Origin of the sequence: Pseudomonas sp. TUM22785, from assembly GCF_028198105.1 — a bacterium.
GTDB lineage: Bacteria > Pseudomonadota > Gammaproteobacteria > Pseudomonadales > Pseudomonadaceae > Metapseudomonas > Metapseudomonas solani.
This window is the reverse complement of the sequence record NZ_CP116239.1, coordinates 1159856-1184821: the sequence shown is the minus strand read 5'-3', so window position 1 is coordinate 1184821 and position 24966 is coordinate 1159856. Positions and strand designations below refer to the sequence as shown.

Annotated in this window: 19 protein-coding genes; 14 read left to right on the top strand and 5 right to left on the bottom strand. The window is 66.6% G+C overall.

The features are described from left to right. Window positions 1-191: 191 nt before the first annotated feature. Window positions 192-1796, bottom strand: a complete 1605-nt coding sequence (gene rtcR, locus PI990_RS05570) for an RNA repair transcriptional activator RtcR (RefSeq protein WP_271660043.1) — start codon at window positions 1794-1796, stop codon at window positions 192-194. A 2-nt stretch (window positions 1797-1798) separates the two neighbouring features. Then, window positions 1799-2407 carry a YiiX family permuted papain-like enzyme gene (locus PI990_RS05565; protein WP_271660042.1) on the bottom strand — a complete coding sequence of 203 codons (609 nt, stop codon included), beginning with the start codon at window positions 2405-2407 and terminating at the stop codon, window positions 1799-1801. A gap of 241 nt (window positions 2408-2648) precedes the next feature. Between PI990_RS05565 and PI990_RS05560 the strand changes: the two genes are divergently transcribed. From PI990_RS05560 to PI990_RS05525, 8 genes are all read left to right on the top strand, one after another. Then, a complete protein-coding gene (locus tag PI990_RS05560) occupies window positions 2649-4199 on the top strand; it encodes a TROVE domain-containing protein (protein ID WP_271660041.1) in 1551 nt (516 codons plus the stop codon). 658 nt (window positions 4200-4857) lie between these two features. Continuing rightward, window positions 4858-6081, top strand: a complete 1224-nt coding sequence (locus tag PI990_RS05555; protein WP_043243702.1) for an RtcB family protein — start codon at window positions 4858-4860, stop codon at window positions 6079-6081. A 157-nt stretch (window positions 6082-6238) separates the two neighbouring features. Then, window positions 6239-6817, top strand: coding sequence for a hypothetical protein (locus tag PI990_RS05550; RefSeq protein WP_271660040.1), 579 nt, complete (start codon window positions 6239-6241; stop codon window positions 6815-6817). Window positions 6818-6838: 21 nt separating this feature from the next. Beyond that, on the top strand, window positions 6839-7636 hold the full coding sequence (locus tag PI990_RS05545; protein WP_271660039.1) for a nucleotidyltransferase domain-containing protein: 798 nt from the start codon (window positions 6839-6841) through the stop codon (window positions 7634-7636). A gap of 29 nt (window positions 7637-7665) precedes the next feature. Next, window positions 7666-8583, top strand: coding sequence for a hypothetical protein (locus PI990_RS05540; protein ID WP_271660038.1), 918 nt, complete (start codon window positions 7666-7668; stop codon window positions 8581-8583). 49 nt (window positions 8584-8632) lie between these two features. Then, complete coding sequence (locus tag PI990_RS05535) at window positions 8633-10012, top strand: HEAT repeat domain-containing protein (protein ID WP_271660037.1); 1380 nt, start codon at window positions 8633-8635, stop codon at window positions 10010-10012. A gap of 41 nt (window positions 10013-10053) precedes the next feature. Beyond that, window positions 10054-11079: an RNA 3'-terminal phosphate cyclase gene (rtcA, locus tag PI990_RS05530; protein ID WP_271660036.1), complete on the top strand. Its 1026-nt coding sequence runs from the start codon at window positions 10054-10056 to the stop codon at window positions 11077-11079. A gap of 113 nt (window positions 11080-11192) precedes the next feature. Then, window positions 11193-11564 carry a hypothetical protein gene (locus PI990_RS05525; RefSeq protein WP_271660035.1) on the top strand — a complete coding sequence of 124 codons (372 nt, stop codon included), beginning with the start codon at window positions 11193-11195 and terminating at the stop codon, window positions 11562-11564. 97 nt (window positions 11565-11661) lie between these two features. Here the strand turns inward: PI990_RS05525 and gdhA are convergent, their stop codons facing one another. Beyond that, complete coding sequence (gene gdhA / locus PI990_RS05520; protein ID WP_271660034.1) at window positions 11662-12996, bottom strand: NADP-specific glutamate dehydrogenase; 1335 nt, start codon at window positions 12994-12996, stop codon at window positions 11662-11664. A 345-nt stretch (window positions 12997-13341) separates the two neighbouring features. On the opposite strand from gdhA, the gene PI990_RS05515 reads away from it, so the two are divergent. Further along, on the top strand, window positions 13342-13749 hold the full coding sequence (locus PI990_RS05515) for a hypothetical protein (protein ID WP_021219402.1): 408 nt from the start codon (window positions 13342-13344) through the stop codon (window positions 13747-13749). A gap of 84 nt (window positions 13750-13833) precedes the next feature. On the opposite strand, the gene ettA is transcribed toward PI990_RS05515, so the two are convergent. Continuing rightward, window positions 13834-15501 (bottom strand): energy-dependent translational throttle protein EttA, encoded by a 1668-nt coding sequence (gene ettA / locus PI990_RS05510; protein ID WP_021219403.1) that lies wholly within the window; start codon window positions 15499-15501, stop codon window positions 13834-13836. A gap of 285 nt (window positions 15502-15786) precedes the next feature. Here ettA and PI990_RS05505 point away from each other — a divergent pair, with 285 nt between their 5' ends. The 3 genes from PI990_RS05505 to PI990_RS05495 all read left to right on the top strand — a co-directional run bounded on the left by PI990_RS05505 (window position 15787) and on the right by PI990_RS05495 (window position 21087). Further along, window positions 15787-19953: a bifunctional diguanylate cyclase/phosphodiesterase gene (locus PI990_RS05505; RefSeq protein WP_271660033.1), complete on the top strand. Its 4167-nt coding sequence runs from the start codon at window positions 15787-15789 to the stop codon at window positions 19951-19953. 344 nt (window positions 19954-20297) lie between these two features. Continuing rightward, window positions 20298-20675: a hypothetical protein gene (locus tag PI990_RS05500; protein ID WP_271660032.1), complete on the top strand. Its 378-nt coding sequence runs from the start codon at window positions 20298-20300 to the stop codon at window positions 20673-20675. Window positions 20676-20715: 40 nt separating this feature from the next. Next, window positions 20716-21087, top strand: a complete 372-nt coding sequence (locus PI990_RS05495) for a hypothetical protein (protein WP_271660031.1) — start codon at window positions 20716-20718, stop codon at window positions 21085-21087. 72 nt (window positions 21088-21159) lie between these two features. Here the strand turns inward: PI990_RS05495 and PI990_RS05490 are convergent, their stop codons facing one another. Then, complete coding sequence (locus PI990_RS05490; protein WP_271660030.1) at window positions 21160-21804, bottom strand: DUF6348 family protein; 645 nt, start codon at window positions 21802-21804, stop codon at window positions 21160-21162. A gap of 232 nt (window positions 21805-22036) precedes the next feature. On the opposite strand from PI990_RS05490, the gene PI990_RS05485 reads away from it, so the two are divergent. Beyond that, window positions 22037-22732 carry a DUF4241 domain-containing protein gene (locus PI990_RS05485; RefSeq protein ID WP_271660029.1) on the top strand — a complete coding sequence of 232 codons (696 nt, stop codon included), beginning with the start codon at window positions 22037-22039 and terminating at the stop codon, window positions 22730-22732. Window positions 22733-23043: 311 nt separating this feature from the next. Continuing rightward, a complete protein-coding gene (locus tag PI990_RS05480; RefSeq protein WP_271660028.1) occupies window positions 23044-24921 on the top strand; it encodes a hypothetical protein in 1878 nt (625 codons plus the stop codon). The last annotated feature ends 45 nt before the right edge of the window (window positions 24922-24966 follow it).

The following is a 24966-nucleotide window of genomic DNA, read 5'->3' as shown; positions in this document are numbered from 1 at the left end:
CGGGCCGTTACCTAGAAACGCGGCAACGCAGAGCCTAGGGGAGCCCATCGCGAATGAACTCGCTCCCACAAGGAGGGCGACTGAAGTCGCCCCTACACGGGCGCCCCCACCGAATGGGCATGACCGCTGCGTGGAGGTCGCCTTTTACCTCCACCAAGCGGAGTCGAGGCCGGCACGACGATCAAGCCACCTCAGCCGGCGGCCAGGTCCTTCCACTCCAGGCCGAACCGCGCCAGGTACTTGCGCAGCCGGTCGGCATCATTGGGCTGCGCCTTGGCCTGACGCGAGACGTCATAGAGCAGCCGCCCCGCCTCGGACAGGCTGCTCGCCTCGCGGCACACCGCGACCACCGCTGCCAGCTGCAGGCGATCGAAGCGGTCCAGCTCCACCAGCCGCTCGCCGAGCAGCGCCGCCAGGCCATCATCCGCCTGCCCCTGGGCGCCCCAGGCGTAGCGCAGGCGGTCGATCTCCTCCTGCACCAGCGCTTCGTCGATGCGGCCGCTGTCAGCCAGGGTCGCCATGCGCGTGATCGAGGCCGACAGCTCGCGGAAATTACCCGCCCAGCGCGCCTCCCCCGAACAGGCGAAGGCCAGGTAGCGGCGCCGCGCCTCGACGTTGAAACGCACCATGCGCCCCTGCTCGCGGGCATGGCGCTCCAGTTCGAAATCGATGTTCGGCTCGATGTCCTCGCGGCGCCCGGCCAGGCCCGGCAGTTCGAAGGTCCAGAGGTTGATACGGGCATAGAGGTCTTCGCGGAACAGCCCCTCGGCCACCCGCGTGCGCAGGTCGCGGTGGGTGCCGGCGATCAGCAGGAAATCGCTTTCCACCTCACGGTCCGAGCCCATGGGGAAGAAGCGTTTCTCCTCGATGGCCTTGAGCAGCATGGCCTGCTCGTCGAGGCCCAACTCGCCGATCTCGTCGAGGAACAGCATGCCGCCGTCCGCCGCGCGCAGCAGGCCATCGCGGGCGTTCTGAGCGCCGGTGAAGGCGCCCTTGATATGGCCGAACAGCGCCGACATCGCGCCGTCGCCGCGCAGGGTCGCGCAGTTCACCTCGACGAAGCGGCCCTTGATCTGGTGGCGCGCATCCTTCAGCTCGAAGATGCGCCGCGCCAGGAACGACTTGCCCGCCCCGGTCGGCCCCACCAGCAGCATGGGCGCGCGGGAACGCAGCGCCACCCGCTCGATCTGCTCGATGCTGCGGTTGAACGCCGCGTTGCGCGTGGCGATGCCGGATTTCAGCAGCGCCAGGCTCTCCAGCATCTCGCGCTGGAAGCGCGAGGCGATATGGTCGTAGCGCGACAGGTCGAGGTCGATCAGCGAGTGGGTGCCGATGGCATGGCGGTCCTCGTCGCGACGGCGGGCCGGCGAGGTCTGCACCAGGCGCGCCGGCAGGTAGCGCGCCTCGGTGAGCAGGAACCAGCAGATCTGCGCTACGTGGGTCCCGGTGGTGATGTGCACCAGGTAGTCCTCGTGCTCGGTATCGAAGCGGTAGGCGCTGGCGAAGTCGTGCAGCGCCGAATACACCTCCTCGAAGTCCCAGGGGTTGTGCAGCGGCATCTCGTGCAGCACCACCTCGGTCTGCGGCGACACCTGCTCCACATCGCCCTTGATGCGCTGGGCCAGCCCCAGGTCGCGGGCATCGCTGCCGTGGATCAGTTCCAGGCGGTCCAGCAGCAGGTCCGGCTGCTGGCACAGGCCGACGCTGGGGCGCCACTTGTTCCAGCGCTCGGCGCCCTTGCCCATGCGATCCAGGGTGGCGCCGATAAAGCCGATGGCGACGGTCTTGCGCGCCATGCTCAGTGCTCCGCCACGGTGATCAGCAGGGGCGACTCGAAGATCGCCACCGGTGATACCACGGTCTCGTCCAGCGGGATGTTCTGGCCGTAGCGCTCGCGCATCTTCGCCTTCACCACCGGCGAGCTCAGGTCGAAGTCGCGGATGCGCTGCAACTCGCCCAGGCGCAGGCCTAGGCTGCGCTCGTAGAGCTTCCATACCAGCTCCGAGCAATACAGGCGCTGGTCATTCCACTCGAAGGCCAGGTCATAGCGACGCCCGCGCATGCCCTCCGCCAACTGGCGCATCTGCACCAGCACGTCAGGGGTCAGCAGCTCATCGGCACGGGCCAGCCGCTTGATCACGTAGTGCCCACCCTCGCCCCGGGCGATCCAGTGCTGCAGCGGCACGTACTGCACCTTCGCCCCCGCCTCGAACACCTGCAGCGTGCCGTTGCGCGCCAGCACCAGCCCCATGTGGCTGTAGCGCGAGTGGGTGGCCTGCTGCACCGCCAGGCTCTGCGCCGAGCGCGACTGGTGGAAGATGATGTCGCCCTCGTGCACCTCGGGCAGCGGCACCGCCTGGGCCAGGCCGGCAAACAGGCTGAAGACGAGAAAAAGTGAAAAGCGCATGGCATGTCCTTGTCGAGGGCGCGTCAGTGCCGGCGATTTTATCCAAAAAGATAAATTCGTATATCCATGAATATGAATATTCATGACGACTGCCGCCATGGAGATCATTGGATTCAGCGGAAATAGAAATTAAATCCTTATAAATCAATGAGTTAAAAATTAATTCGAGCCACGAAAACGGAACTGGCACGCCGCTCGCTATATCCCTGTCAACGAAAGGACAACAGAGCGAGAAGCCACTATGGCCAACACCGCACTCTTCAACACCCAGGCAGCAGGCCTGCCGCAGGTGGATGCACTGAACCACAGCCAGGCCGGCGCCTACGCCCTGCAGCCGAAGCACAAGCTGGCGCAACTGGCGATGACCGGTTGCCTGAACCAGACCTTCTACGCCGACGCTCCCGAGCAACTGGCCGAGGTCCTGGCCCTGGTGGCTCAACTGGACGCGGCCTTCGTGGCCAAGACCGCCGTGTACGCCCGTCGTGCCGGCCACATGAAGGACATGCCGGCCCTGCTGGTGGCCGCTCTGGCGGCGCAACGCTCCTCCCTGCTGCCGGCAGTTTTCGGCCAGGTGGTGGATAACGGCAAGATGCTGCGCAACTTCGTGCAGATCCTGCGCAGCGGTGTGACCGGCCGTAAATCGCTCGGTTCACAACCCAAGCGACTGGTACAGGAGTGGCTGAACACCGCCAGCGAGCGACAACTGCTGCAAGCCGCGATCGGCAACCAACCTTCCCTGGCGGACGTGCTGAAGATGGTTCACCCGAAACCGAGCGAAGCCTGGCGTGAAGCCTTCTTCGCCTGGGTACTCGGCAAGCCGGCGGATGCCGACGCGCTGCCGCCGCTGACCCGTGCCCTGCTGGCTTACCGCTGCGGCGCCAGCGACGAGCTGCCGGACGTGCCCTTCCAATTGCTGGGTGACCGTCAGCTGAGCGCTGAACAGTGGCTGGTACAGGCACAGCGAATGGGCTGGCAGGCACTGCGGATGAACCTCAACACCCTGGCACGCCACGGTGTGTTCCAGTTGCGCGGCGCGGCCTACACGGTTGCCGCGCGGCTGGCGGACCGGGAAGCGGTGGCCAAGGCACGGGTCTACCCGTACCAGTTGCTGACTGCCTACAAGATGGCCGGCAGCGAAGTACCGGAGCCGGTGCGCGAGGCGCTGCAGGACGCACTGGAAATGTCGCTGGCCAATGTGCCGGCGCTGCGGGGCAACGTGGTGGTGTGCCCGGACGTATCCGGCTCCATGCAGAGCCCGGCCACCGGCTACCGCCCGGGCGCCACCAGCACCGTGCGCTGCATCGACGTGGCGGCGCTGATGGCCGCAGCGGTACTGCGCAAGCAGCCGATGGCGCGAGTGATGCCGTTCGAGAACCACGTGGTGAACGTGCGACTCAACCCGCGTGACAGCGTGATGAGCAACGCGCAGAAGCTGGCCTCGATCGGCGGCGGTGGTACCAACTGCTCGGCACCGCTGGCGCAGCTGGTGAAGGAGAAGGCCAAGGTGGATACGCTGATCCTGGTTTCTGACAACGAATCCTGGATCGACGCCAAGCGTCGCGGCGCCACCGAAACCATGCTCCAGTGGCAGCAGCTGAAGCGGCTGAACCCGAAGGCGAAGATGGTCTGCATCGACATCCAGCCCTACGGCACCACCCAGGCGCAGGAGCGGGCGGACATCCTCAACGTCGGCGGTTTCGGCGATGCGGTATTCGATGTGGTCGCCCAGTTCGCCAGCGGCGCATACGGCGCGCGGCACTGGGTCGAGCTGATCGAGGCGACCGAGCTGTAGCGAAAAGATGAAGGGCCCCGCAATGGGGCGGGGCCCGCAACGAGTTGAAGCGCGAGACGGCGAATGCAGCCGGGACTACATCACCGATGTCCCTGCACACCTTTGTCACCGTAGCGCGCGGCACGAATGCAGGTGGCTGTACATCGGTTGAGCCGGTTCGATTCCGGCCCGCGGCAACGCGGAACAGTCGCCTTCCCTTGTCGTGCCACCTTGAGTTTTGCGACGAATGCCGGTGGAACTACACCCTTCCACGGTCGAGATGCGGGTTCGAATCCCGTCGGCTCCAATACTGCGGGGCCGTAGTTCAACGGTAGAACACGAAAACGTTTCACCACCTTTTGTCGTCGCACCTGTTTCACCACGGCCCGCATGGGCCGGCAGCGAATGCAGCGGACATTACATTGGTCGCGGGTTCGAACCCCGCCCCGGCAACGGGTAGCTCAGTAGGTAGAGCAGTCTCATGTCCGCGTCGCCTCGTCGCTGCACCAGGGCCATCGAATGGCCAAAGGATCGACCCGGCGAATGCCGGTGGAACTACAGGACGTCGTGGTTGCGGGTTCGACTCCCGCCGGCTCTTCGGGGCCGTAGCTCAACGGATAGAGCGCGATGCACGTTTCACCTCAGTTGTCGCCGTTTTGAAATTGAAAGGAACGAGAACATGGAAAAGCACTACAACCTGCTGGAAGTCGCCAACGGCAAACCGATCAAGCTCTGGACCCAGGGCGTACCGGTGGAGGACGACGCGCGCAAGCAACTGATGAACACCGCGCAGATGCCCTTCATCTTCAAGCACCTGGCCGTGATGCCGGACGTGCACCTGGGTAAGGGGTCGACCATCGGCAGCGTGATCCCCACCGTCGGCGCCATCATCCCGGCCGCCGTGGGCGTGGACATCGGTTGCGGAATGATCGCCGCGCGCACCTCGCTGACCGCCTCCGACCTGCCGGATAACCTGGCCGGCCTGCGAAGCGCCATCGAAAGAGCCGTGCCCCACGGGCGTAGCGTTTCCCGCGGTGGCCGAGACAAAGGCGCCTGGGAAGACGTGCCGGAGCTGGCGGACCACGCCTGGTCGGCCCTGGCCGGGCGCTTCAAGGTGATCACCGATAAGTACCCGCGCCTGGAGAAGACCAACAACCGCAAGCACCTGGGAACCCTAGGAACCGGTAACCACTTCATCGAGGTCTGCCTGGACGAAGCACAGCGCGTCTGGTTCATGCTCCACAGCGGATCGCGCGGCGTAGGTAACGCCATCGGCAACCTGTTCATCGAACTGGCCCAGGCCGATATGCGCCAGCACATCGCCAACCTGCCGGACCGCGACCTGGCCTACTTCGAAGAAGGCAGCGAGCACTTCGACGACTACGTGGAAGCCGTGAGCTGGGCCCAGGACTTCGCCAAGCAGAACCGCGCGATGATGATGCATGCCGTGATCGCTGCAGCACGCCAGGTGATCACCAAGCCCTTCGAGGCCAACCTGGAGGCGGTGAACTGCCACCACAACTACGTGCAGAAGGAGCAGCACTTCGGCCAGGAGGTCCTGGTAACCCGCAAGGGTGCGGTATCGGCGCAGAAGGGCCAGCTGGGGATCATCCCGGGCTCCATGGGCGCGCGCAGCTTCATCGTGCGCGGCCTGGGTAACGAGGAGGCGTTCTGCTCCTGCAGCCACGGTGCCGGTCGCACCATGAGCCGTACCAAGGCGAAGAAACTGTTCACCGTGGAAGACCAGATCCGCGCCACCGCCCATGTGGAATGCCGCAAGGACGAAGACGTAATCGACGAGATCCCCATGGCCTACAAGGATATCGACGCCGTGATGCATGCCCAGCGCGAGCTGGTGGAAGTGGTGCACACCCTGCGCCAGGTGGTGTGCGTAAAGGGGTAAAAACTACCTGCGTTGCCATCGCTGCGTTAAAAGCAGGCTCGTGCGCGAGTCCGATCAAAATGCTCATTTACGGCTCGTAAACTCCACTTTTTCGCCTGCTTTTGCCTTGCGCTGACTGCCTCGCCGACGTTTTTCAAGACACTGTGAAGAGGAAATCATGTTGCAGAAACTGGAGAACCGCCGGGTGACGGAACTCCAGGCCCGCCTCGACGAAGCCGGCAGCGTCTTCGACTTCGTCGTGCTGGGCCTGGATGTCACCGCCCGCCCCGGCGAGGCCGAGCACAAGGATGCGCTGCGGGTGCTGTTCGAAGGCATTCGCGAACGCTCCCATGCATGGCGCCGCAAGCTGCTGGAAGAACACCCGCAGTACGCCAATAAACCCTGGCCGGAGCTGATCCCCGACCTGGATCGGGCGCGCCCGCAGGCCCTGGATGCCGCGCGCATCGAGGACCTGGCGCGGGACGATGGGCCGCTGTACCGGGCCCTGGTCGGCCCGCCCTACGGCAGCACGCTGCAGGTGGAGGACTTCCGCGAATGGCGCGAGGTCCTGCGGCTGCATGCCGGCGAAGGGCTGCAGGTGCTGGACTGGGTCGGCAACGCCGACGACGAACCCCAGCGCAGCGCCTGGAGCAGCTACTTCGATGACGGCAAGGAATGGTGGGGCATCTGGTGCCTCACCCTGTACAACCCGAGACGACGAACACTCAGCGCGCTGGCCGCCAGCGCCACCGATTGAAGCAGTAAAGGAACCAACGAAATGACCAGCGACCACCGCCATCCCCTCCCCGCCGCCATGCGCGAGCGGGTGCTGGAGGAACTGCAACGGGTCGAACGCGAGCGCAAGGTCACCGTGCTCTACGCCTGCGAATCCGGCAGCCGCGCCTGGGGCTTCGCCTCCAGCGACAGCGACTACGACGTGCGCTTCGTCTATGTCGAGCAACCCGACTGGTACCTGCAGGTGAGTGAGCCGCGCGACGTGATCGAGCGCCCGCTGGACGACGAGCTGGACGTCAGCGGCTGGGAACTGCGCAAGGCCCTGCGCCTGCTGCGCCACTCCAACCCCACGCTGCTGGAATGGCTCGACTCGCCCCTGGTGTACCGCCAGGACGAAGCCGCCAGTGCACGCCTGCGCGAACTGGCCGAAGCCTTCTGGTCGCCCCGAGCCGTGCGTCACCACTACCTGTCCATGGCCAAGAAGAACTTCCGGGGCTATCTGCAAGACGAGACCGTGCGTTTCAAGAAGTACCTCTACGTCCTGCGCCCGCTCCTGGCGGTACGCTGGCTCGACCAAGGCCGCGGCCGCCCGCCGATGCCCTTCGAGGACCTGCTGGTGACCCTGGATGACGCTGCACTGCTGGAGGAAATACACGCGCTGCTGCAACTCAAGCGTGCGGGGACCGAAGCCACCTACGGCCCTCGCCGCGAGGTGCTGCACGCCTTCATCGAAGCCCAGCTGGCCTGCGCCGGTGAAGCGCCACAGCTGCCACGGGGCGAGGGCGATGACGCCCTGCTGGATGAATTCATGCGCCACTGCGTGCGGACCCACGCCGCCTGACGCCAACGAGTAAAGGGAGAACACGGGAAATGGATTTCAAACTGCTTATCACCCTGCCGGCGCTCCTCGGCCTGGCCAGCAGCCTGGCCGCCCAGGAGCGCCAGCGGCTGGAAACCGTCGCCCTGGACGCAACAACGGCCTTCGAACTGTCGCTGCCCGCCTGCACCCAGACGGCCTGCCCCTTCGAGCTGCGCCTGTTGCGTGGCGGCCAGCCGGTCGGCGCCCCGGCGGCGCTGACCTGGTCGGCGACGGCTGCACCGGCCCAGCCAGCGGAGCCCGATCCCCTGTACGGCACCGGTACGCCCCTGGCGAGCGCTTCGGGCCAACCCGGGGTGTGGATAACCGGTGAGGAGGAAGGGCAGGTCAGCGCCTCCGCCCGCCCGCTGCCGCTGGCGGATGGCGCGCCGGCACTGCTGGTCACCCAGATGGCCGGCTTCGAGCATCCCAAGCGCCGCCACGCCCTCTACCTGGCGACGGCCCAGGGCCCGCGCCTGGCCTGGTCCCACGACGAGGCCCCGGGACCCAACCAGAGCTGGGTGTTGGCCGCCACCGGTGAGAGTCCGGTGCTGCTGGTGCGCTACCACGCCACGGAGGACAACGCGCCAGACCGCCTGGAAACCCGCAACCTGAAGTGGAATGGCGACCACTCGGCCCTGGCCGAAGCGGCCACTCCGCCGCCAGCGTCGCTGCTCGCGGTGATCGCCGAGCGCCACGCCAGCGCCACCGCCGCCCATGCCTCCCGCACCCGGCAGCCCGAGTGCCTGGGGTCCTATGCAGTCATCGACACCGGCACCCCGGGCGCTAACCGCTACGCCCTGATGCAGGTGGCGGAAAGCGCCTCCCAGGCCCAGGCGGAAACCACCCGCCTGCACCACTGCGCAGCGACCCTGCGCCCACAGAGCGTGCCACTGGCACCGCTATTGAATACACCCGCCCCGACGCCATAAGCCGGCGGGACAGGGATGGGGCCTGATCCCCCATCCAAGGAGAGCTCCAATGAACACAACGCAATGGCTCGCCCATTGGCGGGACCAGCTACGCGTGAAACAGGCTGGCGGCGAATACACCGACTGGCTGCGATACCGGCTGGACGAAGCCGAAACCGCCCTGGCCAACGGCGTCACCCTCAGCGCCCGCGAGTTGCCTCGGCAGCACAACGGTTTCATTCGCGAGGGCGTGCTGCGCCGCCACCTCGAGCGGGGCAACGAATCCGCTTTGGCCTATTGCCTCGTCTGCCTGAACGACTCGGTGGCGAGCCTGCGCGAGCTGGCACGGGGTGCCCTGGAACAGCGCCTGGTCGCAGCGTCTGCCGAGAGCCTGCTGGCCAACCTCGACCTGCTGCTGGACCTGCAGCGCAAGATGCGCGCCGACCACGGCGTGGCCCTGGCCAGCATCCAGGAACGCCTGCGAGAGCCCGCGCTGCGCCCGACCTTGCTTCAGGCGCTACCAGGCCTGAGCGGACGGGAAGCACGCTTCGTCTTCAGCACCCTGATGGCTGAGGGCACTCTCGACGCCGAACTGCTCGGGACCGCCCTGGCACACCCCGATCCAACGCTGCGCACCCAAGCCATGGACGCGCTGGGCAAGGCGCCGTCCAACCTGGCCGGCCCGCTCTGGCGCCGAGCCTTGATGGACCGCAGCGGCCGCCTGCGCGCCAAGGCCCTGTATGCGCTGCTCAAGGGCGAACCCGACGCAGCAGAACTGCACAACTGGCTGGAAACGGCCCTGCTGGACAGCTCGCCCGCCGTTCGCGACCTGGCGCGCTGGGCTGCGCCTCGCCATGGCGTCGACGCCCCGGCCGTGGTGCGACGTGCCCTGGAGCAGCTGCCGAAGGACAGGGCCCACTGGCACGGCGTGCTCGGCCAGGCCGCTGAACTGCGCATGGAGGAAGCCGTTCCGCTGGCCCACCAGGCGCTCGCCACGCCACTGCTCTCCGTACGCCGCAAGGGCCTGCAGGTGCTGATGGAGCTCGCCCCTGAACAAGCAAGCGAGGCAAGCCTCGTCCTGCTGGACGACGCCGCACCGGGCGTGATCGTGGCGGCACTCCTGGCCTTGAAGCGCCTGCGCCACCCGGCATTCGAGCCGGCACTGCAGGCAGAGATCGCCCGTCGTGCCGTGGAGGACATACCGGGCAGCCTGCGCCTCATCCTGATGCGGCCTGCCGGCGCCCAATCGGAAAGCCTGCTGGATGGCCTGTGCAGCGCTGCTGAAGCCCAGCGCGAGCTCTGGCTACAGGCGTTCCAGTCCTGGCGTCAGCGCTGGCGACCGAACAGATACTGGGCGTCTGCCGCGCAACTCAAGGCCCGCCTGGAAGGCCTGCGCGACAGGCAACTGATACCCGAAGAAGAACTGACGGCCCTGATACGGCTGCTGTGAAAGCGCCCTTAGCGGAAGCAATTGATCGGAACACTGAAGACATGAACAAGGATTTTCTCGAACTCGACGGCGCCATCGGTGGCGGCCAGATAATGCGCAGCGCGCTGAGCCTGTCGATGATCAGCGGGCGCGCGTTCCGCATCCGCAATATCCGTGCGAAGCGCAGTCGGCCGGGCCTGTTGCGCCAGCACCTGACGGCGGTGCTGGCGGCAGCGCAGGTGTCCGGGGCAGTGGTCGAGGGCGCTGAGCTGGGCTCGCAGACGCTGTGCTTCACGCCCGGGCCGATACGCGGCGGCGACTACCGTTTCGCCATCGGCAGCGGGGGCAGCTGCACCCTGGTGCTGCAGACCCTGCTGCCGGCGCTGCTGTTCGCCGACGGGCCGAGCACCCTGGAGGTCAGCGGCGGCACCCACAACCCGCTGGCGCCGCCGGTGGACTTTCTCCAGTGCGCCTGGCTGCCGCTGTTGCGCCGCATGGGCGCCGAGGTGGAGCTGGAGCTGCTGCGCCACGGCTTCATGATGGCCGGTGGCGGCGTGGTGCGGTTGCGCATGGCACCCGGCGAACTGCAGCCGCTGCACCTGGAGGCACCGGGCGTGGTGTTGAAGCGCCAGGCACGCGCGCTGGTCGCCGGGGTTCCCGGCCATGTCGGCGAACGCGAGCTGCAACGGGTGGGCAAGCGTCTGGGCTGGAGTGAGGACGAGCTGCACCTGCAGTTCATCGACAATGACCAGGGGCCGGGCAATGCCCTGCTGCTGGAGATCGGCTGCGCGACCCTGACCGAGGTGTTCAGCGCCTTCGGCCAGCCCCGCCTGGGTGCGGAGCGGGTCGCCGACCTGGCGGTGGACGAGGCCCGTGCCTGGCTGGCTTCTGGCACCGCGGTGGGCGAGCACCTGTCGGACCAGCTGCTGCTGCCCATGGCCCTGGCCGGCGGCGGCAGCTTCAGCACCCTGGTGCTCAGCGACCACCTGGTGAGCAATATCGAGGTGATCCAGCAATTCCTGCCCGTCCGCTGTCAGATACAGAGTAAGCGGCAGGATTTCCACGACATCGCCATCACGGCGGTTTGACGAAACCACGACATCCTCCCGCCGATACTTGCGCCAGGCCGCCCCTCCCGGGGTGGCCGCCGCAATGAAATCAGCACATGTACGCCCGGGTAACGGGCGTACGGGAGTCGAACATGGCGTCATTCCGCGCCGCCCTTGCCATCCCCCTCCTACTCGGCTGCGCCCTGCTGGCCGGCTGCGAGAGCACCCACCAACACCTGATCGCCGAAGGCTACCCACCGGCCTTCGCCGACGGCTTCCGCGACGGCTGCAGCAGTGGCCGCCAGGCGGCCGGCGTGATAACCGGCGCCTTCCGCAAGGACGTGCCGCGCTACCTCAAGGAGCGCACCTACGCCGAAGGCTGGGGCGACGGTTTCGAGCAGTGCAAGGAACAGGTGCGCAGCGAAGAGCTGCGCGAGTTCCACGAGCAGATCTCCAAGGACCGCGACGAGGACTGGGAGCGCGACAAGCGCCGCGCCATGGACCGCGCCCTGACCGGCCATTGAGCGGCCGGGCACAACCGTCGCGCAAACGAAAAGGGCAGCCATTCGGCTGCCCTTTTTCGTCGCGGATGAATCCGCTCCCACCAGGGGATGTCGCGACTCAGACCACGCCTTGCGCCAGCATGGCGTCGGCCACCTTGACGAAGCCGGCGATGTTGGCGCCCTTCACGTAGTTGATCCGGCCGTGCTCTTCGCCGTGGGCGACGCAGGCATGGTGGATGTTCTGCATGATGCCGTGCAGGCGCTGGTCCACCTCACCGGCGCTCCAGTGCAGGCGCATGGCGTTCTGGCTCATCTCCAGGCCGCTGGTGGCGACGCCGCCAGCGTTGGAGGCCTTGCCCGGGGCGTAGAGGATGCCGGCCTCGACGAAGATATCCACAGCCTCCAGGGTCGAGGGCATGTTGGCGCCTTCGGCGACGCAGATGCAGCCGTTGGCCAGCAGGGTGCGGGCGTCGTTGGCGTCCAGCTCGTTCTGGGTCGCGCAGGGCAGCGCGATGTCGCAAGCCAGGCTCCAGGGGCGCTGGCCGGCGAGGAAGCGCAGGCCAGGCGCCGGCAGCTCGCTGAGGCGGCCACGGCGCACGTTCTTCAGCTCCATCACCGCTTCCCACTGCTCCTGGGTCAGGCCGCCTTCGGCGAACAGGGTGCCTTCGGAATCGGACAACGAGATCACCTTGCCGCCCAGCTCCATGACCTTCTGCGCCGCGTACTGGGCGACGTTGCCGGAGCCAGAGATGGCCACGCGCTGGCCGTCGAAGCCGCTCTCGCGGCCCTTGAGCATTTCCTGGGCGAAGTACACGCAGCCGTAGCCGGTGGCTTCCGGGCGGATCAGGCTGCCGCCGTAGGACAGGCCCTTGCCGGTGAGCACCGAAGTGAACTCGTTGGACAGGCGCTTGTACTGGCCGAACAGGAAGCCGATCTCGCGGGCACCGACGCCCATGTCACCGGCGGGCACGTCGAGGTCGGCGCCGATGTGACGGTACAGCTCGCTCATAAACGACTGGCAGAAGCGCATGACTTCGGCATCGCTCTTGCCCTTGGGGTCGAAGTCCGAGCCGCCCTTGCCGCCGCCCATGGGCAGCGAGGTCAGGGAGTTCTTGAACACCTGCTCGAAGGCCAGGAACTTGAGCACGCCGAGGTTCACCGAGGGGTGGAAGCGCAGGCCGCCCTTGTACGGGCCGATGGCGCTGCTCATCTGCACGCGGAAGCCACGGTTGACCCGTACGCGGCCGGCGTCATCGACCCAGGGCACCCGGAACAGCACCGCGCGCTCCGGCTCCACCAGGCGCTCGAGAATGCCGGCCTGCAGGTAATGCGGGTTGGCTTCGAGGAAGGGCCACAGGCTGCGCAGCACCTCTTCCACGGCCTGGTGGAATTCGGGCTGGTCGGGGTCACGCCGTTTCAGGCGGGCAAGATAGTTGTCGACGGATTCGGTCATGGCGTCCTGGCCTGCTCGTTCTGATCAAAAGGGCGCTGACTCTAACAAGGAAAACGCGCCCTACAGAAGTGCAAAATGACGCCTTATTGAATCTTTTTGGTGCAAATCTATAAAAGACGCCGTAATCGAAGGGAATAAACCCCTCTGAAACGGGGATTTCGTCGAGCAAAGCCTGCACCTTGTCGGCGCAATCCAGGCTCTCAAATAGCGCATTCGCGCGAGCACCGAGCGAGCGGGGCGCTGCCGCCTGGCCTTTGTATCCACCCATTTCCACGGGAGAACTCGGCACATTCGCGCCAGTCATAGCGATGTGCCATTTCGGCACTCACTCCCAGGAGTTCATCCATGTACCGCTCGCGCATGCGTCCTTCCCTCCTCGCCGCCACCACGCTCACCGCCCTGCTGCTCGCCGGCATCGGCCAGGCCCGAGCAGGTGTCGAGATGGCAGGCTCGGCCAGCAGCTATGACAACCTCGCCGCTGTAGATAGCACCTCCCACGGGGGCCAACTGACGGAGAGCAACATCAGCGTCGGCGATCTCAAGGAGATGCAGAAGCACATCAACAAGCTGAATCAGCTGAGCAGCGATCAGGCCGACACCATCAGCGCCCTGAGGCGCCAGGTGGACGACCTCAAGCGCGACAGCGGCTCGGCCAACGACATCTCCGGCATCCAGCGCGGGCTGGATGAGCAGGCACGCAAGACCGACCAGTTGCAACGCAGCCTGGACGACCTGGCCCGTAAGGTGAAGTAAGCCGGGAGCGGAAACGAAAACGGAGCCTTTCGGCTCCGTTTTCTTTTGCGGCCCACCCGGCGTCAACCGGGGGATGACCTCAGGTCACTGGGCCAGCTTCTTGTGACGCACGCGGTGCGGCTGGGCAGCGGCATCGCCCAGGCGTTTCTTGCGGTCGGCTTCGTACTCGGTGTAGTTGCCTTCGAAGAACACCGCTTGCGAGTCGTCTTCGTACGCCAGGATGTGGGTGGCGACGCGGTCCAGGAACCACCGATCGTGGGAAATCACGATGGCGGCGCCGGGGAAGTCAAGCAGGGCTTCTTCCAGGGAGCGCAGGGTTTCAACGTCGAGGTCGTTGGACGGTTCGTCGAGCAGGAGGACGTTGCCACCCTCCTTCAGGGTCAGGGCCAGGTGCAGGCGGCCACGCTCACCACCGGACAGGTCCTTGACGAACTTCTGCTGGTCGCCGCCCTTGAAGTTGAAGCGACCGACGTAGGTGCGCGACGGGATCTCGTAGTTGCCGATGCGGATCTGGTCGGAGCCGTCGGAAATCTGCTGGAACACGGTCTTGCTGCCATCCAGGTCGTCGCGGCTCTGGTCCACGCAGGCCAGTTGCACGGTCTCGCCGATCTCGATGCTGCCCGAGTCCGGCTGCTCCTTGCCCATGAGCATGCGGAACAGGGTCGACTTACCGGCACCGTTACCGCCGATCACGCCGACGATGGCGCCCTTGGGCATGGAGAACGACAGGTTGTCGATCAGCACGCGGTCGCCGTAGCCCTTGGTGACGTTCTTGAACTCGATGACCTTGTCGCCCAGGCGCGGACCGGCCGGGATGTAGATCTCGTTGGTCTCGCTGCGCTTCTGGAATTCCTGGGATTGCATTTCCTCGAAGCGCTGCAGGCGGGCCTTGGATTTCGACTGGCGGGCCTTGGCGCCTTTGCGCACCCACTCCAGTTCTTCCTTCATGGCCTTTTCATGGGCCGACTGCTGCTTGGATTCCTGGGCCAGACGGGCCGACTTGGTCTCCAGCCAACCGGAGTAGTTGCCCTCGTAGGGGATGCCCGCGCCACGGTCGAGTTCGAGGATCCAGCCGGCGACGTTATCGAGGAAGTAACGGTCGTGGGTAATGGCTACCACGGTGCCCGGGAAGTCGTGGAGGAAGTGCTCCAGCCAGGCGACGGAGTCGGCGTCCAGGTGGTTGGTCGGTTCGTCCAGCAGCAGCATGTCGGGGGCGGACAGCAGCAGGCGGCACAGGGCCACGCGGCGCTTCTCACCACCGGACAGGTGCTCGACGCGGGCGTCCCAGGCCGGCAGGCGCAGCGCATCGGCGGCGACTTCCAGCTGGCGCTCCAGGTTGTGGCCATCGCTGGCCTGGAGGATGGCTTCGAGCTTGGCCTGCTCGGCGGCCAGCTTGTCGAAGTCGGCGTCCGGGTCGGCGTAGGCGGCGTAGACCTCGTCCAGGCGAGCCTGGGCGTCCTTCACCACGCTGACCGCTTCCTCGACCACTTCGCGCACGCTCTTGTTCGGGTCCAGCTGCGGCTCCTGGGGCAGGTAGCCGATGTTCAGCTCGGGCATCGGGCGCGCTTCGCCGTCGAACTCGGTGTCCACGCCGGCCATGATCTTCAGCAGAGTCGATTTACCCGAGCCGTTGAGGCCCAGCACACCGATCTTGGCGCCGGGGAAGAACGACAGGGAGATGTTTTTAAGGATTTCCCGCTTCGGCGGAACAACCTTGCTCAGCCGATGCATGGTGAAGACGTATTGAGCCATGGGTGACCTTGGTTCTGTGATCAGGGGTATAGAGCGGGGCGCAGGCGCTCCCGCGCGCGTGCGGCAAAGCTACCGGAATGGGCGAAACAGGGCAAACGACGCTCGTCGGCCATGCTGGCACTTCGCCTCACTTCAAGGCATGCTAGCCGGCTTGCATCAGCCGGACTACAGTCAGTCGGCAAGCACCACCCTGCCTTTTTCGTCGTCACCGCAGGATTTCGCCCAGTGCCCAAGCTTCGCCCTTCCACTACCCCGCGTGCGCCCGGAGAGCCGTACGGCCCGCCGATGCATCGCTCGGTGAAGGGCCTGCTCGTGATCCTCGTGCTGTCGATGCTCGGCCTGCTCCTCTGGCAGCTGCAACAGGAGTACCACCAGCTCCAGGACAGCCAGCGACAACGCAGCCAGGAGCTGGCGCGGGAAATGTCCAGCCACCTGGAAGGCAGCATGGAGTTCAAGGCCCAGGCCGGCCTCGCCTTCCTCTCCCAGAGCGCCCGCCAGCCGTCCATCGACCCCGAGCTGCTGGACAACCTGCGGCGCATCTACCCGGCCATGCGCAGCATCGCCTGGCTCACCCCCCGTGGCGGCATCGCCGCCGACAGCGCGGAAGGCGCCGACGACGCCCTGTTCGTCGCCAGCCTCTACCAGCGCTCCGCCGGCCAGCCCGTGCACTTCGCCTTCAGCGCCCAGGCCGGCGGCCAGCTGTACCTGATCCTGCGGGACGTGCAGGCCAACAACGCCTGGCTGCTGCGCCTGGCGCCGCGTGCGCTGCACAACTGGATCCGCGAGCAGGAGCGCGCCCAGTCCGGCTGGCTGCTGGAGGACCGCTTCAGCGCCCGCGTGCTGCTGCACAGCGGCAAGCTCGACAAGGACAGCCCCATCGTCATGCCGGTGACCGCCGAGGAAGAGTCGCAGACGCTGTTCCTCGCCCCCCTCGCCCACAGTGACTGGCAGCTGCGCGCGCTCTACGACGAACGCCAGGTGCAGGCCCAGTTGCTGCCCGGGCTCATCGGCCGCTTCGCGCTGTTCCTGATCTGCGCCACCCTGGCCACCATCGCCCTGTTCGTCCTGCAGCGCGAACAGCGCAACCTGCGCGAGATCAACGACGCCTCGCGGCGCTCCCTGCGCCAGGCGGCCAGCGCCCTGGGGGTGATCGAAGAGCGCGTGGTGGTGACCTGGACCGACGGCGTGGTGTGCTACCTCAACGCCCGCGCCGAGGCGTTGTTCGGCATGAGCAGCGAAGAATCCCAGGAGTACCACCTGCTGGCCCTGCTGCCAGGGCTGGACCCGCTGCTGCTGCACGCCACCACCTTCCCCAACGACCTCGGCCCGGACCTGGTGCCCGCCGGCGTCGACGGCGAGCAGCGCCTGTTCGCCGTGACCCGCAACGACCTCAACGATGGCGCCAAGCTGATCGGCTACGTCTGGGTGCTGCGCGACGTCACCGAAGAGCAGCAGGCCCTGCGCGTGCTGCAGGAAACCCGTCGGCGCTACCAGGACATCTTCGAAGGCACCGGCGTCGCGCTCTGCGTGCTGGACCTTTCCGGCCTGCGCGAATACCTGTTCCAGCTGGGCCTGCGCGACACCCAGGCCCTCGGCCAGTGGATCACCGCGCACCCCGAGCAGCACATGGAGCTGCAGCAGCGCCTGCGCATCACCGAGGTCAACCAGTTCGCCCTGCGCCTGCTGGGCGTCGCCAGCACCGAGCAGGCCTGGCAGCAGTTGGTCGGCCACGGCCCGTTGCGCGATGGCGGCATCCGCGTCCAGCTGATCGGCGCCGTGCTCGGCAGCCAATCGCAGATCGAGCTGGAAACCCGCCTCGTCACGCCCCAGGGCACCGAGCGCCACCTGTGGGTGGTGCTGCGCCTGCCGGAAATGATCCAGGACCTGCACGCCGTCACCCTGAGCATCAGCGACATCACCAGCCGCAAACGCATCGAGCTGTCGCTGATCGAGCGCGAGCGCTTCTGGTCCGACGTGGTGCTGGCCGTGCCGGACACCCTCTACGTGCACGACATCGGTAACCGCAAGGTCATGCTCAGCAACAACCGCCTCGGCCAGCAGCTCGGCTACAGCCGCAGCGAGCTCAAGGAGATGGGCGAGCGCTTCTGGGAGCAGGTGCTGCACCCGGACGACGAGGAACAGTACTGGCGCATGCGCAACCTGCAACAGGTAGTCGGCGACGGCCTGCTGCTGCAATGCCAGTTGCGCTGGCGCCATCGCGACGGCAACTGGCACTGGTTCGACATCCGCGAGCAATCCCTGACCCGCGACGAGCAGGGCCGGGTCAGCCGCCTGATAGGCGTGGCCAAGGACATCACCGAGCAGATCGAAGCCAGCGAACTGATGCGCGACAGCGAGCGGCGCTACCGCCTGCTGGCAGAAAGCATCAGCGACGTGATCTTCACCAGCGACCGCCAGCTGCAGCTCAACTACGTCAGCCCCTCGGTGCAGCCGGTGCTCGGCCTCAGCGCCGAATCGGTGGTCGCCAACGGCTTCAACACCGCCGTCGCCGACCCACGGCAGATGGCCCCGCTCTACGTGCTGCTGGACCAGGTCAGCAACGCCCTGGGCAACCCCCAGCGCCTGGCCGAACTGCGCGCCCGCCTGCCGGCCCAGCTGTTCCTCTTCGACTGCCTGCGCGCCGATGGCCGCAAGATTCCCGTGGAACTGCGCATCATGCTGATGTGGGACGAACACGGGCAGTTCGAAGGGCTGCTCGGCGTCGGCCGCGACATCAGCCAGCAACGCCGCGCCGAAAAAGACCTGCGCATGGCGGCGACGGTGTTCGAGCACTCCACCTCGGCCATCCTGGTCACCGACCCGGCGGGCTATATCGTCCAGGTCAACGAAGCCTTCAGCCGCATCACCGGCTATTCCTCGGCCGAAGTGCTCGACCAGCTGCCCTCGGTGCTCACCGCCGACCGCCAGCAGGCCACCCAGCTCAACTACATCCTCGGCCAGCTCAACCAGCGCGGCAGCTGGGAGGGCGAGGTCTGGCTCAAGCGCCGCCAGGGCGATGCCTACCCCTCGTGGATCGGCATCACCGCGGTGCACGACGAGGAAGGCGACCTGGTCAGCTACGTATGCTTCTTCAGCGACATCAGCGAGCGCAAGGCCAGCGAGCAGCGCATCCACCGCCTCGCCTACTACGACGCCCTCACCCACCTGCCCAACCGCACGCTGTTCCAGGACCGCCTGCACACCGCTCTGCAGCACGCCGAGCGGCACCAGGAGTGGGTGGTGCTGATGTTCCTCGACCTCGACCGCTTCAAGCCGATCAACGACTCCCTCGGCCATGCCGCCGGCGACCGCATGCTCAAGGACGTGGCCATCCGCCTGGCGGCCTGCGTCGACGACGACGACACCGTGGCGCGCATGGGTGGCGACGAATTCACCCTGCTGCTGCAACCTCGCGCCACCCGCGAAGGCGCGCTGAACCGCGCCATCAGCGTGGCCGAGCAGATACTCGCCAGCCTGGCACGGCCCTTCGTGCTGGAAGGCCGCGAGTTCTTCGTCACCGCCAGCATCGGCATCGCCCTCAGCCCCCAGGACGGCCGCGAGCTGAGCCAGCTGATGAAGAACGCCGACACCGCGATGTACCACGCCAAGGAACGCGGCAAGAACAACTTCCAGTTCTACCAGGCCGAAATGAACGCCCGCGCCCTGGAGCGCCTGGAGCTGGAGGGCGACCTGCGCCACGCCCTGGAGCAGCGCGAATTCATCCTCTATTACCAGCCGCAGTTCTCCGGCGACGGCAAGCGCCTCACCGGCGTCGAGGCGCTGCTGCGCTGGCAGCACCCCAAACGCGGCCTGGTGCCGCCCAACGACTTCATCCCGGTGCTCGAAGAACTCGGCCTGGTGGTGGACGTCGGCGACTGGGTGGTGCGCGAAGCCTGCCGCCAGCTCAAGCACTGGCACCAGCAGAAGATGCGCCTGCCGAAGATCTCGGTGAACATCTCCGCGCGCCAGTTCGCCGACGGCCAGTTGGTGGAACGCATCTCCGGAATCCTCGCCGACAGCGGCCTGCCGCCCGCCTGCCTGGAGCTGGAGCTGACCGAATCCATCCTCATGCGCGATGTCAGCGAAGCGATGCAGATTCTCGCCAGCCTCAAGCGCCTGGGCCTGTGCATCGCGGTGGACGACTTCGGCACCGGCTACTCCTCGCTCAACTACCTCAAGCAGTTCCCCATCGATGTGCTGAAGATCGACCGCAGCTTCGTCGACGGCCTGCCCGACGGCGAACGCGATGCGCAGATCGCCCGCGCCATCATCGCCATGTCCCACAGCCTCAACCTCGCGGTGATCGCCGAAGGCGTCGAGACCCACGCCCAGCTGGAGTTCCTCCGCGAACACGGCTGCGACGAAGTGCAGGGCTACCTCTTCGGCCGCCCCATGAGCCCCGAGCAGTTCGAGGCCCAGTTCGGCGGTGCTGCGCTGTTCATGCTCAGTTGAGCGGCGCACCAAACCGGCCTCGACCGCCTTACCAGCCGCTGTGACGGGCGTCTGGTTGTCATACGAATGAAGTTGAATATTTCCTACAGCCCTGCCAGATTTCGCTTCGCCATTTAAGTGTTGCAAAGGATTGCAAGTACGAAGCGACTCCTAGACACCCTCGCCAGTATCTGCAAAGCCCCCCTGAACGCCGCTGACCCTGCCGCCAAGTCGTGGCTTTTTTTCGTGGCCGGCAATCAGCGTCCCGGAGTGGTGGTCCCGGCCCCTGCCATTCCGGCCGCTCGTCACTGGTAGTCAGGCGCTCCACGCCCCCAACAAGAACCCCGCACAAGGATGATTGCGTCATGACCGTTTCTCGCGCCGCGAAACACCGCCCCACCCCTGCCAACCTGCTCCGCTGTGCTGTCGCACTGGGGCTCGCCGCCGTGCTCGGCGGCTGCAACTCCGCCGAATCCGAGGTCCAGAAGGAGGTGATCGACAACCTGCTGGTGAAGGACGTCTACAAATTCGGCGAGTACACCGAAGTCAACGGCATTGCCGCTTGCCAGACCGTCAACTCCGTCAGGGCCGACGGCCAGGAAACCGGTGACATGCAAGCCTTCGTGATGAAGAAGAACGGTACCTGGCATTTCCTGAGGTTCATCGACAGCTCTCACGAAGAGTGCGTGCAGGGTGCCGAGGAAGTGACCAAGGAATTGGTCGAGAAAGGCTACAAGGGCTGAGCGGCCCACCGAATTACCGTCACCACCCTGGAGAAGTTCAATGCGTACCCAATTCCTGCAAATCGGCCTCATCGCCGCCATGGGCCTGCTGGCCGCCTGCGGCTCTTCGCCGCGTGCCCCGCAACAACAGATCGTCGGCCAGATCCCGGCAGGCAGCCCCTTTGCCAAGGTGCAGCCCGGCATGTCCATGAAACAGGTGCATGACCTGATCGGCCAACCCACCGACAGCTACAACCACATGACCGGCAAGATGTTCATCCCCTTCTACTTCGGCAGCGACGCCATGCGCATGGAAGAGCTGTACAAGGGCCAGGGCCGCCTCACCTACACCGGCGTGGGCGCGGGCGGCGCCAACTTCAACGTCTACCAGATCACCTACGACCCGAGCGAAGACGGCTACAACAACCGTTGATACGTCACCTCAAACAAAAGCCCCGCTAGATGCGGGGCTTTTGTTTTACAGCGCGACTCCAAGCATGCGGCATCAATCCGAAACCGGCTTGACCACCAGGAAGTGCCGCACGCTGTAGTAGGCCTGCGAATCCTGCCAGCCGAGGCGCGAGAGGCTGTCCATGCCGGCCTGCCAGGCGTCGTTGTCGAACAGCGCCTCCACCGTGCGCTGGTTGCTGAAGGCGCAGAAGAAGTGGCGGAACCAGTGGATGCGCGCGTCCAGCGGCTGGGCGCGGATCTGCGCCTCGATACTTGGGAACAGCTCGGCGGGCAGCTCCGGCACCTTGCCATCAGCGCCCCGCAGGCCGAGGTTGCCCAGGTGCGCCTCGAAGCGCTGCTCGCCCACCTGCCAGGTCTCCACCATTACCTGCTCCTCGTCGACATGGCCCCACAACGCCGAGAGCAGCACGTGGAAGCTGTTGCGGCAGAAGTTCTGCCAGGCGTCCTGCAAACCCGACTCGCCCTCGCCCAGGCCGACGAAGGCTTCCTGGAACTGGCGGTTGTCGTCTTCCAGCAGCACATCCACGTTCAGCCGCCCGGTCTGCTCGCCGGGGTACCAGGTGGCGCGGATGGCCGGCAGCCGGCCAGCAGGGGCGACCCAGTCGTCGTGCACGACGAACTCGACGCCATGGGACTCAAACAGTGCAGCCAGGCGCTGCGTAACGAATACCGGTTCCATCTTCGATCCTTGTGCAATAAGGCACGCCCGAGGCGGCATAGACGGGGCCCGGGAATGCCAGGCCGAAACGGCGCGTAGATTACCGCGCTTGAGCGGTCGGAGCGGCAAGCCCGTCGAGCAGGACGCACTCGTCTGGCTGCGCCGCAGGTATTCTGCGCACCAGTCCGCACACGCGGGCGCCAGGGCGTGGGATCTTCTCCACCGCTGCTGCACAGAGGGAGAACCACCGACCATGAACCGACACTTCGCCAGGCTTGCCCTGCTGCTGGCCCTGCCCGCGCTCCACGCCGAGGCCGCCGCCCCGATGGACCACCCGCTCTTCGATGCCGCCTTCACCGAGGGCTACCAGGTGCAGGTGGAGGGCCAGGACTACCGCCTCCATACACAGGCCATCGGCGAGCTGGAGCTGCCCACCGGGCAACTGGTGGCCTGCGACCCGCTGGTGAGTTGCGACGGCCCCTTCACCCAGGCCGTGCCCAAGGGCCGCTATCCGTTGCAGCTGGCCATCGCGCGAATCGGCGATGACGAACGCGTGGCCTTCGCCCGCATCGTCTTCGCCCCCGGCCCGGCGACCCGCTGGGAGATGGCCCTGGTGAAAGGCCAGGACCCGAACACCCTGGCCCCGGACGAGTTCTTCGGCTACGGGGTGGACAGCGGCACCGGCGGCTTCATGGACGCCGCTGCCCTGCGCAGCTACGAGGCCCGCCGAGACCAGGAGGGCGAGGCCTTCGACAAGCGCCTGTTCGCCGAACTGGACAAGACCTACCAGCACACCCGCAGCTGGTACCTGCTGCCGACCGACGCCGGCAATGTGGCGCTCTTCTCCAGCGGCTACGGCGACGGCGCCTACCCCAGCTACTTCGGCTACGACGCCGACGGCCGGCTGGTGGCGGTGGTGACCGATTTTCTGTTGCTGCCTGAGCGCTGACAGCGAGCTGGAAGCTGGAAGCTGGAAGCTGGAAGCTGGAAGCTGGAAGCTGGAATAGCCTGAGGGATCGGTGGAGAGCGTCAACACCTGAGCTTATTTGTCTCCGCAGCCCGGGCGTAGGGTGGACCACGCTTCACCGGTCCACCCTTCGAGGTCATGCCGAACACCGCTCCACCCTCGCCGCGAAACCGGTTTCGTGATCCCCGACAGGCCCACGCCGGGGGCCTTGCCGTAAGATCGCGCCATCACGGCCCAGCGCCCCGCCCGACCAGCCCGCCATTGACCGGCGACGACGAGACAAGGAGCCCGCCATGTCCTGGTGGAAACGCTTTACCCGCAACGCCGATACCCGCCAGACCACCCCAGCCGCCCCGACCGCCGAGACGCAGGCCGCCCCCGAACAAACCAGCATCGAGCTGCGCCAGGGCACTGCCGAGTTCGAGCGCTTCATCACCGAGGCCGAGCTGGAACAGGGCAACCTCGCCCATGGCGCCGAGCACCTGGCCGAGCTGCTGAAGTTCGCCCCGGGCAACCCCGAATGGCTGGCCCTGGCCGAACGCTACCTGCAAACCGCCGGTACCCCGGCTGAAGCCGTGCTGCTGCCGCCGAGCGATCAGCGCTACGCCGCCACCGAGGCCCTGCGCTGCTGGATCATGGCCCGCGAAGGGCGGGTCGCCGACGCGGTGGACCTACTCCTGCACGTCATCGACGCCGCCCCCGAAAGCGACTACCTCGACGCCTGGGCCCTCGGCTGGCTGGAGCCGGCCGGCGCCCTGGAGCAGCTGGATGCCGACCTGCAGATGCGCCTCTACGGCCGCGTCATCCAGCGCACCCCGGAAGCCCGCGAAGCCACCGCCCACGACCTCGCCAATACCCGCCGCTGGGCTGCACTGGCCCGTCGCATCCGGCCTTCGGACGATTTCGTCGCCCAATGGGCCATGCTGCACATCGGCCTGCTACGCCGCGCCGCCCTGTTCGACCAGGCCCTGGAACTGGCCGGCCCGGAGCAACAGCAGGACTGGCACCAGGCGACCGCATGTGGCCTGGTACTACGCCAACAAGGCCGCCCGGCGGAGGCCGACCTGGCCTTCAGCCAGGCCATGCAGCAGCAACCGGAAGAACTCAGCACCTACCTGGAGGCCGGCGACACCTGGCTGGAGAACCAGGGCTGGGCCCAGGCGATCAACTGGTACGACCAGGCCCTGGCGCTGCACCCGGAACATGCCTGGGCCGCCCCCTCGCGGGACTACTGCCAGTGGCGCGCCACGGGCGACGACGCCCTGCTGCAGCGGGTGATCGACGCCGCCAAGGCCGATAACGAGCGCGCCTACCAGCTGTGGTTCCTCGCCAGCGGCGCCCCACCCCAACCCAACGACGCCAGCGCCAACGTCCTGCGCAAGATCCGCGACAGCCTGCTCGATGGCAGCTACAACGGCTCGCCCGGCGACAGCATCACCCTGCGCACCAGCTCCCTGGAGGCGCCGAGCAACGTCCTCGCCATCACCCTGGAACTCGCCGCCCATGGCCTGGCCGGTTGCAAGGTGGAGGTAACCGCCGAATCCATCGCCCAGCCCGACCCGCGCCAGCCTCTGGGCCCGGTCGCCCACCGGCTCTGGCGCTACGAGGGCGACCAGGCGCAGCCGGCCCTGCCGCCGCCGGGCGAAAAGGTCAGCGCGCTGATCGCCGCGCTCGCCGCCAAGCCCTATGCCCGCGCCAACTGGGCCCAGGCCAGCCATGTGGCCGCCGGCCTCACAGGTGACGAGCCGCTGCAGGTGCTGGCAACCCTGGTGCACCCGCCGGCGGTGCCCGACCGCTCGATTCCCGCGCTGCTCTGGCTCACCCGCGTGCAAAGCGCCGCCGCCCAGGTGCTGGCCCATCTCGACGGCGGCTGGGAAGGCTCGCGGCGCCGCGAACTGCTGCTCTGCGCCCTGTTCGGGCCCAGTGACTGGACCACGGTGGCGGCCATCCGCGTGCTGGCGGCCATCGCCCACGACCAGCCAGCCCACGCGCTGGACATCCACACTTGCTTCGAACACCTGGAAAGCCAGCGCCCCGACGACGGCTACTGCTGCTGGCTGGAGCCGCTCTACGAGAGCTGGCAGCAGCTGCCACTGCTGTTCGACCATGAGCGCGAGACCCTGCGCCAGAAGCTCGCCCAATTGCAGGAAGACGACAGTGATTCCGCGTGAATGCCACTTGTCTGTCGTATGACCGACCTTCATGTGTCAGCCAAC

Coding starts and splice junctions, on each gene's coding strand:
- rtcR (WP_271660043.1), bottom strand. CDS start 1,796: ATGGCGCGCAAGACCGTCGCCATCGGCTTTATCGGCGCCACCCTGGAT.
- PI990_RS05565 (WP_271660042.1), bottom strand. CDS start 2,407: ATGCGCTTTTCACTTTTTCTCGTCTTCAGCCTGTTTGCCGGCCTGGCC.
- PI990_RS05560 (WP_271660041.1), top strand. CDS start 2,649: ATGGCCAACACCGCACTCTTCAACACCCAGGCAGCAGGCCTGCCGCAG.
- PI990_RS05555 (WP_043243702.1), top strand. CDS start 4,858: ATGGAAAAGCACTACAACCTGCTGGAAGTCGCCAACGGCAAACCGATC.
- PI990_RS05550 (WP_271660040.1), top strand. CDS start 6,239: ATGTTGCAGAAACTGGAGAACCGCCGGGTGACGGAACTCCAGGCCCGC.
- PI990_RS05545 (WP_271660039.1), top strand. CDS start 6,839: ATGACCAGCGACCACCGCCATCCCCTCCCCGCCGCCATGCGCGAGCGG.
- PI990_RS05540 (WP_271660038.1), top strand. CDS start 7,666: ATGGATTTCAAACTGCTTATCACCCTGCCGGCGCTCCTCGGCCTGGCC.
- PI990_RS05535 (WP_271660037.1), top strand. CDS start 8,633: ATGAACACAACGCAATGGCTCGCCCATTGGCGGGACCAGCTACGCGTG.
- rtcA (WP_271660036.1), top strand. CDS start 10,054: ATGAACAAGGATTTTCTCGAACTCGACGGCGCCATCGGTGGCGGCCAG.
- PI990_RS05525 (WP_271660035.1), top strand. CDS start 11,193: ATGGCGTCATTCCGCGCCGCCCTTGCCATCCCCCTCCTACTCGGCTGC.
- gdhA (WP_271660034.1), bottom strand. CDS start 12,996: ATGACCGAATCCGTCGACAACTATCTTGCCCGCCTGAAACGGCGTGAC.
- PI990_RS05515 (WP_021219402.1), top strand. CDS start 13,342: ATGTACCGCTCGCGCATGCGTCCTTCCCTCCTCGCCGCCACCACGCTC.
- ettA (WP_021219403.1), bottom strand. CDS start 15,501: ATGGCTCAATACGTCTTCACCATGCATCGGCTGAGCAAGGTTGTTCCG.
- PI990_RS05505 (WP_271660033.1), top strand. CDS start 15,787: ATGCATCGCTCGGTGAAGGGCCTGCTCGTGATCCTCGTGCTGTCGATG.
- PI990_RS05500 (WP_271660032.1), top strand. CDS start 20,298: ATGACCGTTTCTCGCGCCGCGAAACACCGCCCCACCCCTGCCAACCTG.
- PI990_RS05495 (WP_271660031.1), top strand. CDS start 20,716: ATGCGTACCCAATTCCTGCAAATCGGCCTCATCGCCGCCATGGGCCTG.
- PI990_RS05490 (WP_271660030.1), bottom strand. CDS start 21,804: ATGGAACCGGTATTCGTTACGCAGCGCCTGGCTGCACTGTTTGAGTCC.
- PI990_RS05485 (WP_271660029.1), top strand. CDS start 22,037: ATGAACCGACACTTCGCCAGGCTTGCCCTGCTGCTGGCCCTGCCCGCG.
- PI990_RS05480 (WP_271660028.1), top strand. CDS start 23,044: ATGTCCTGGTGGAAACGCTTTACCCGCAACGCCGATACCCGCCAGACC.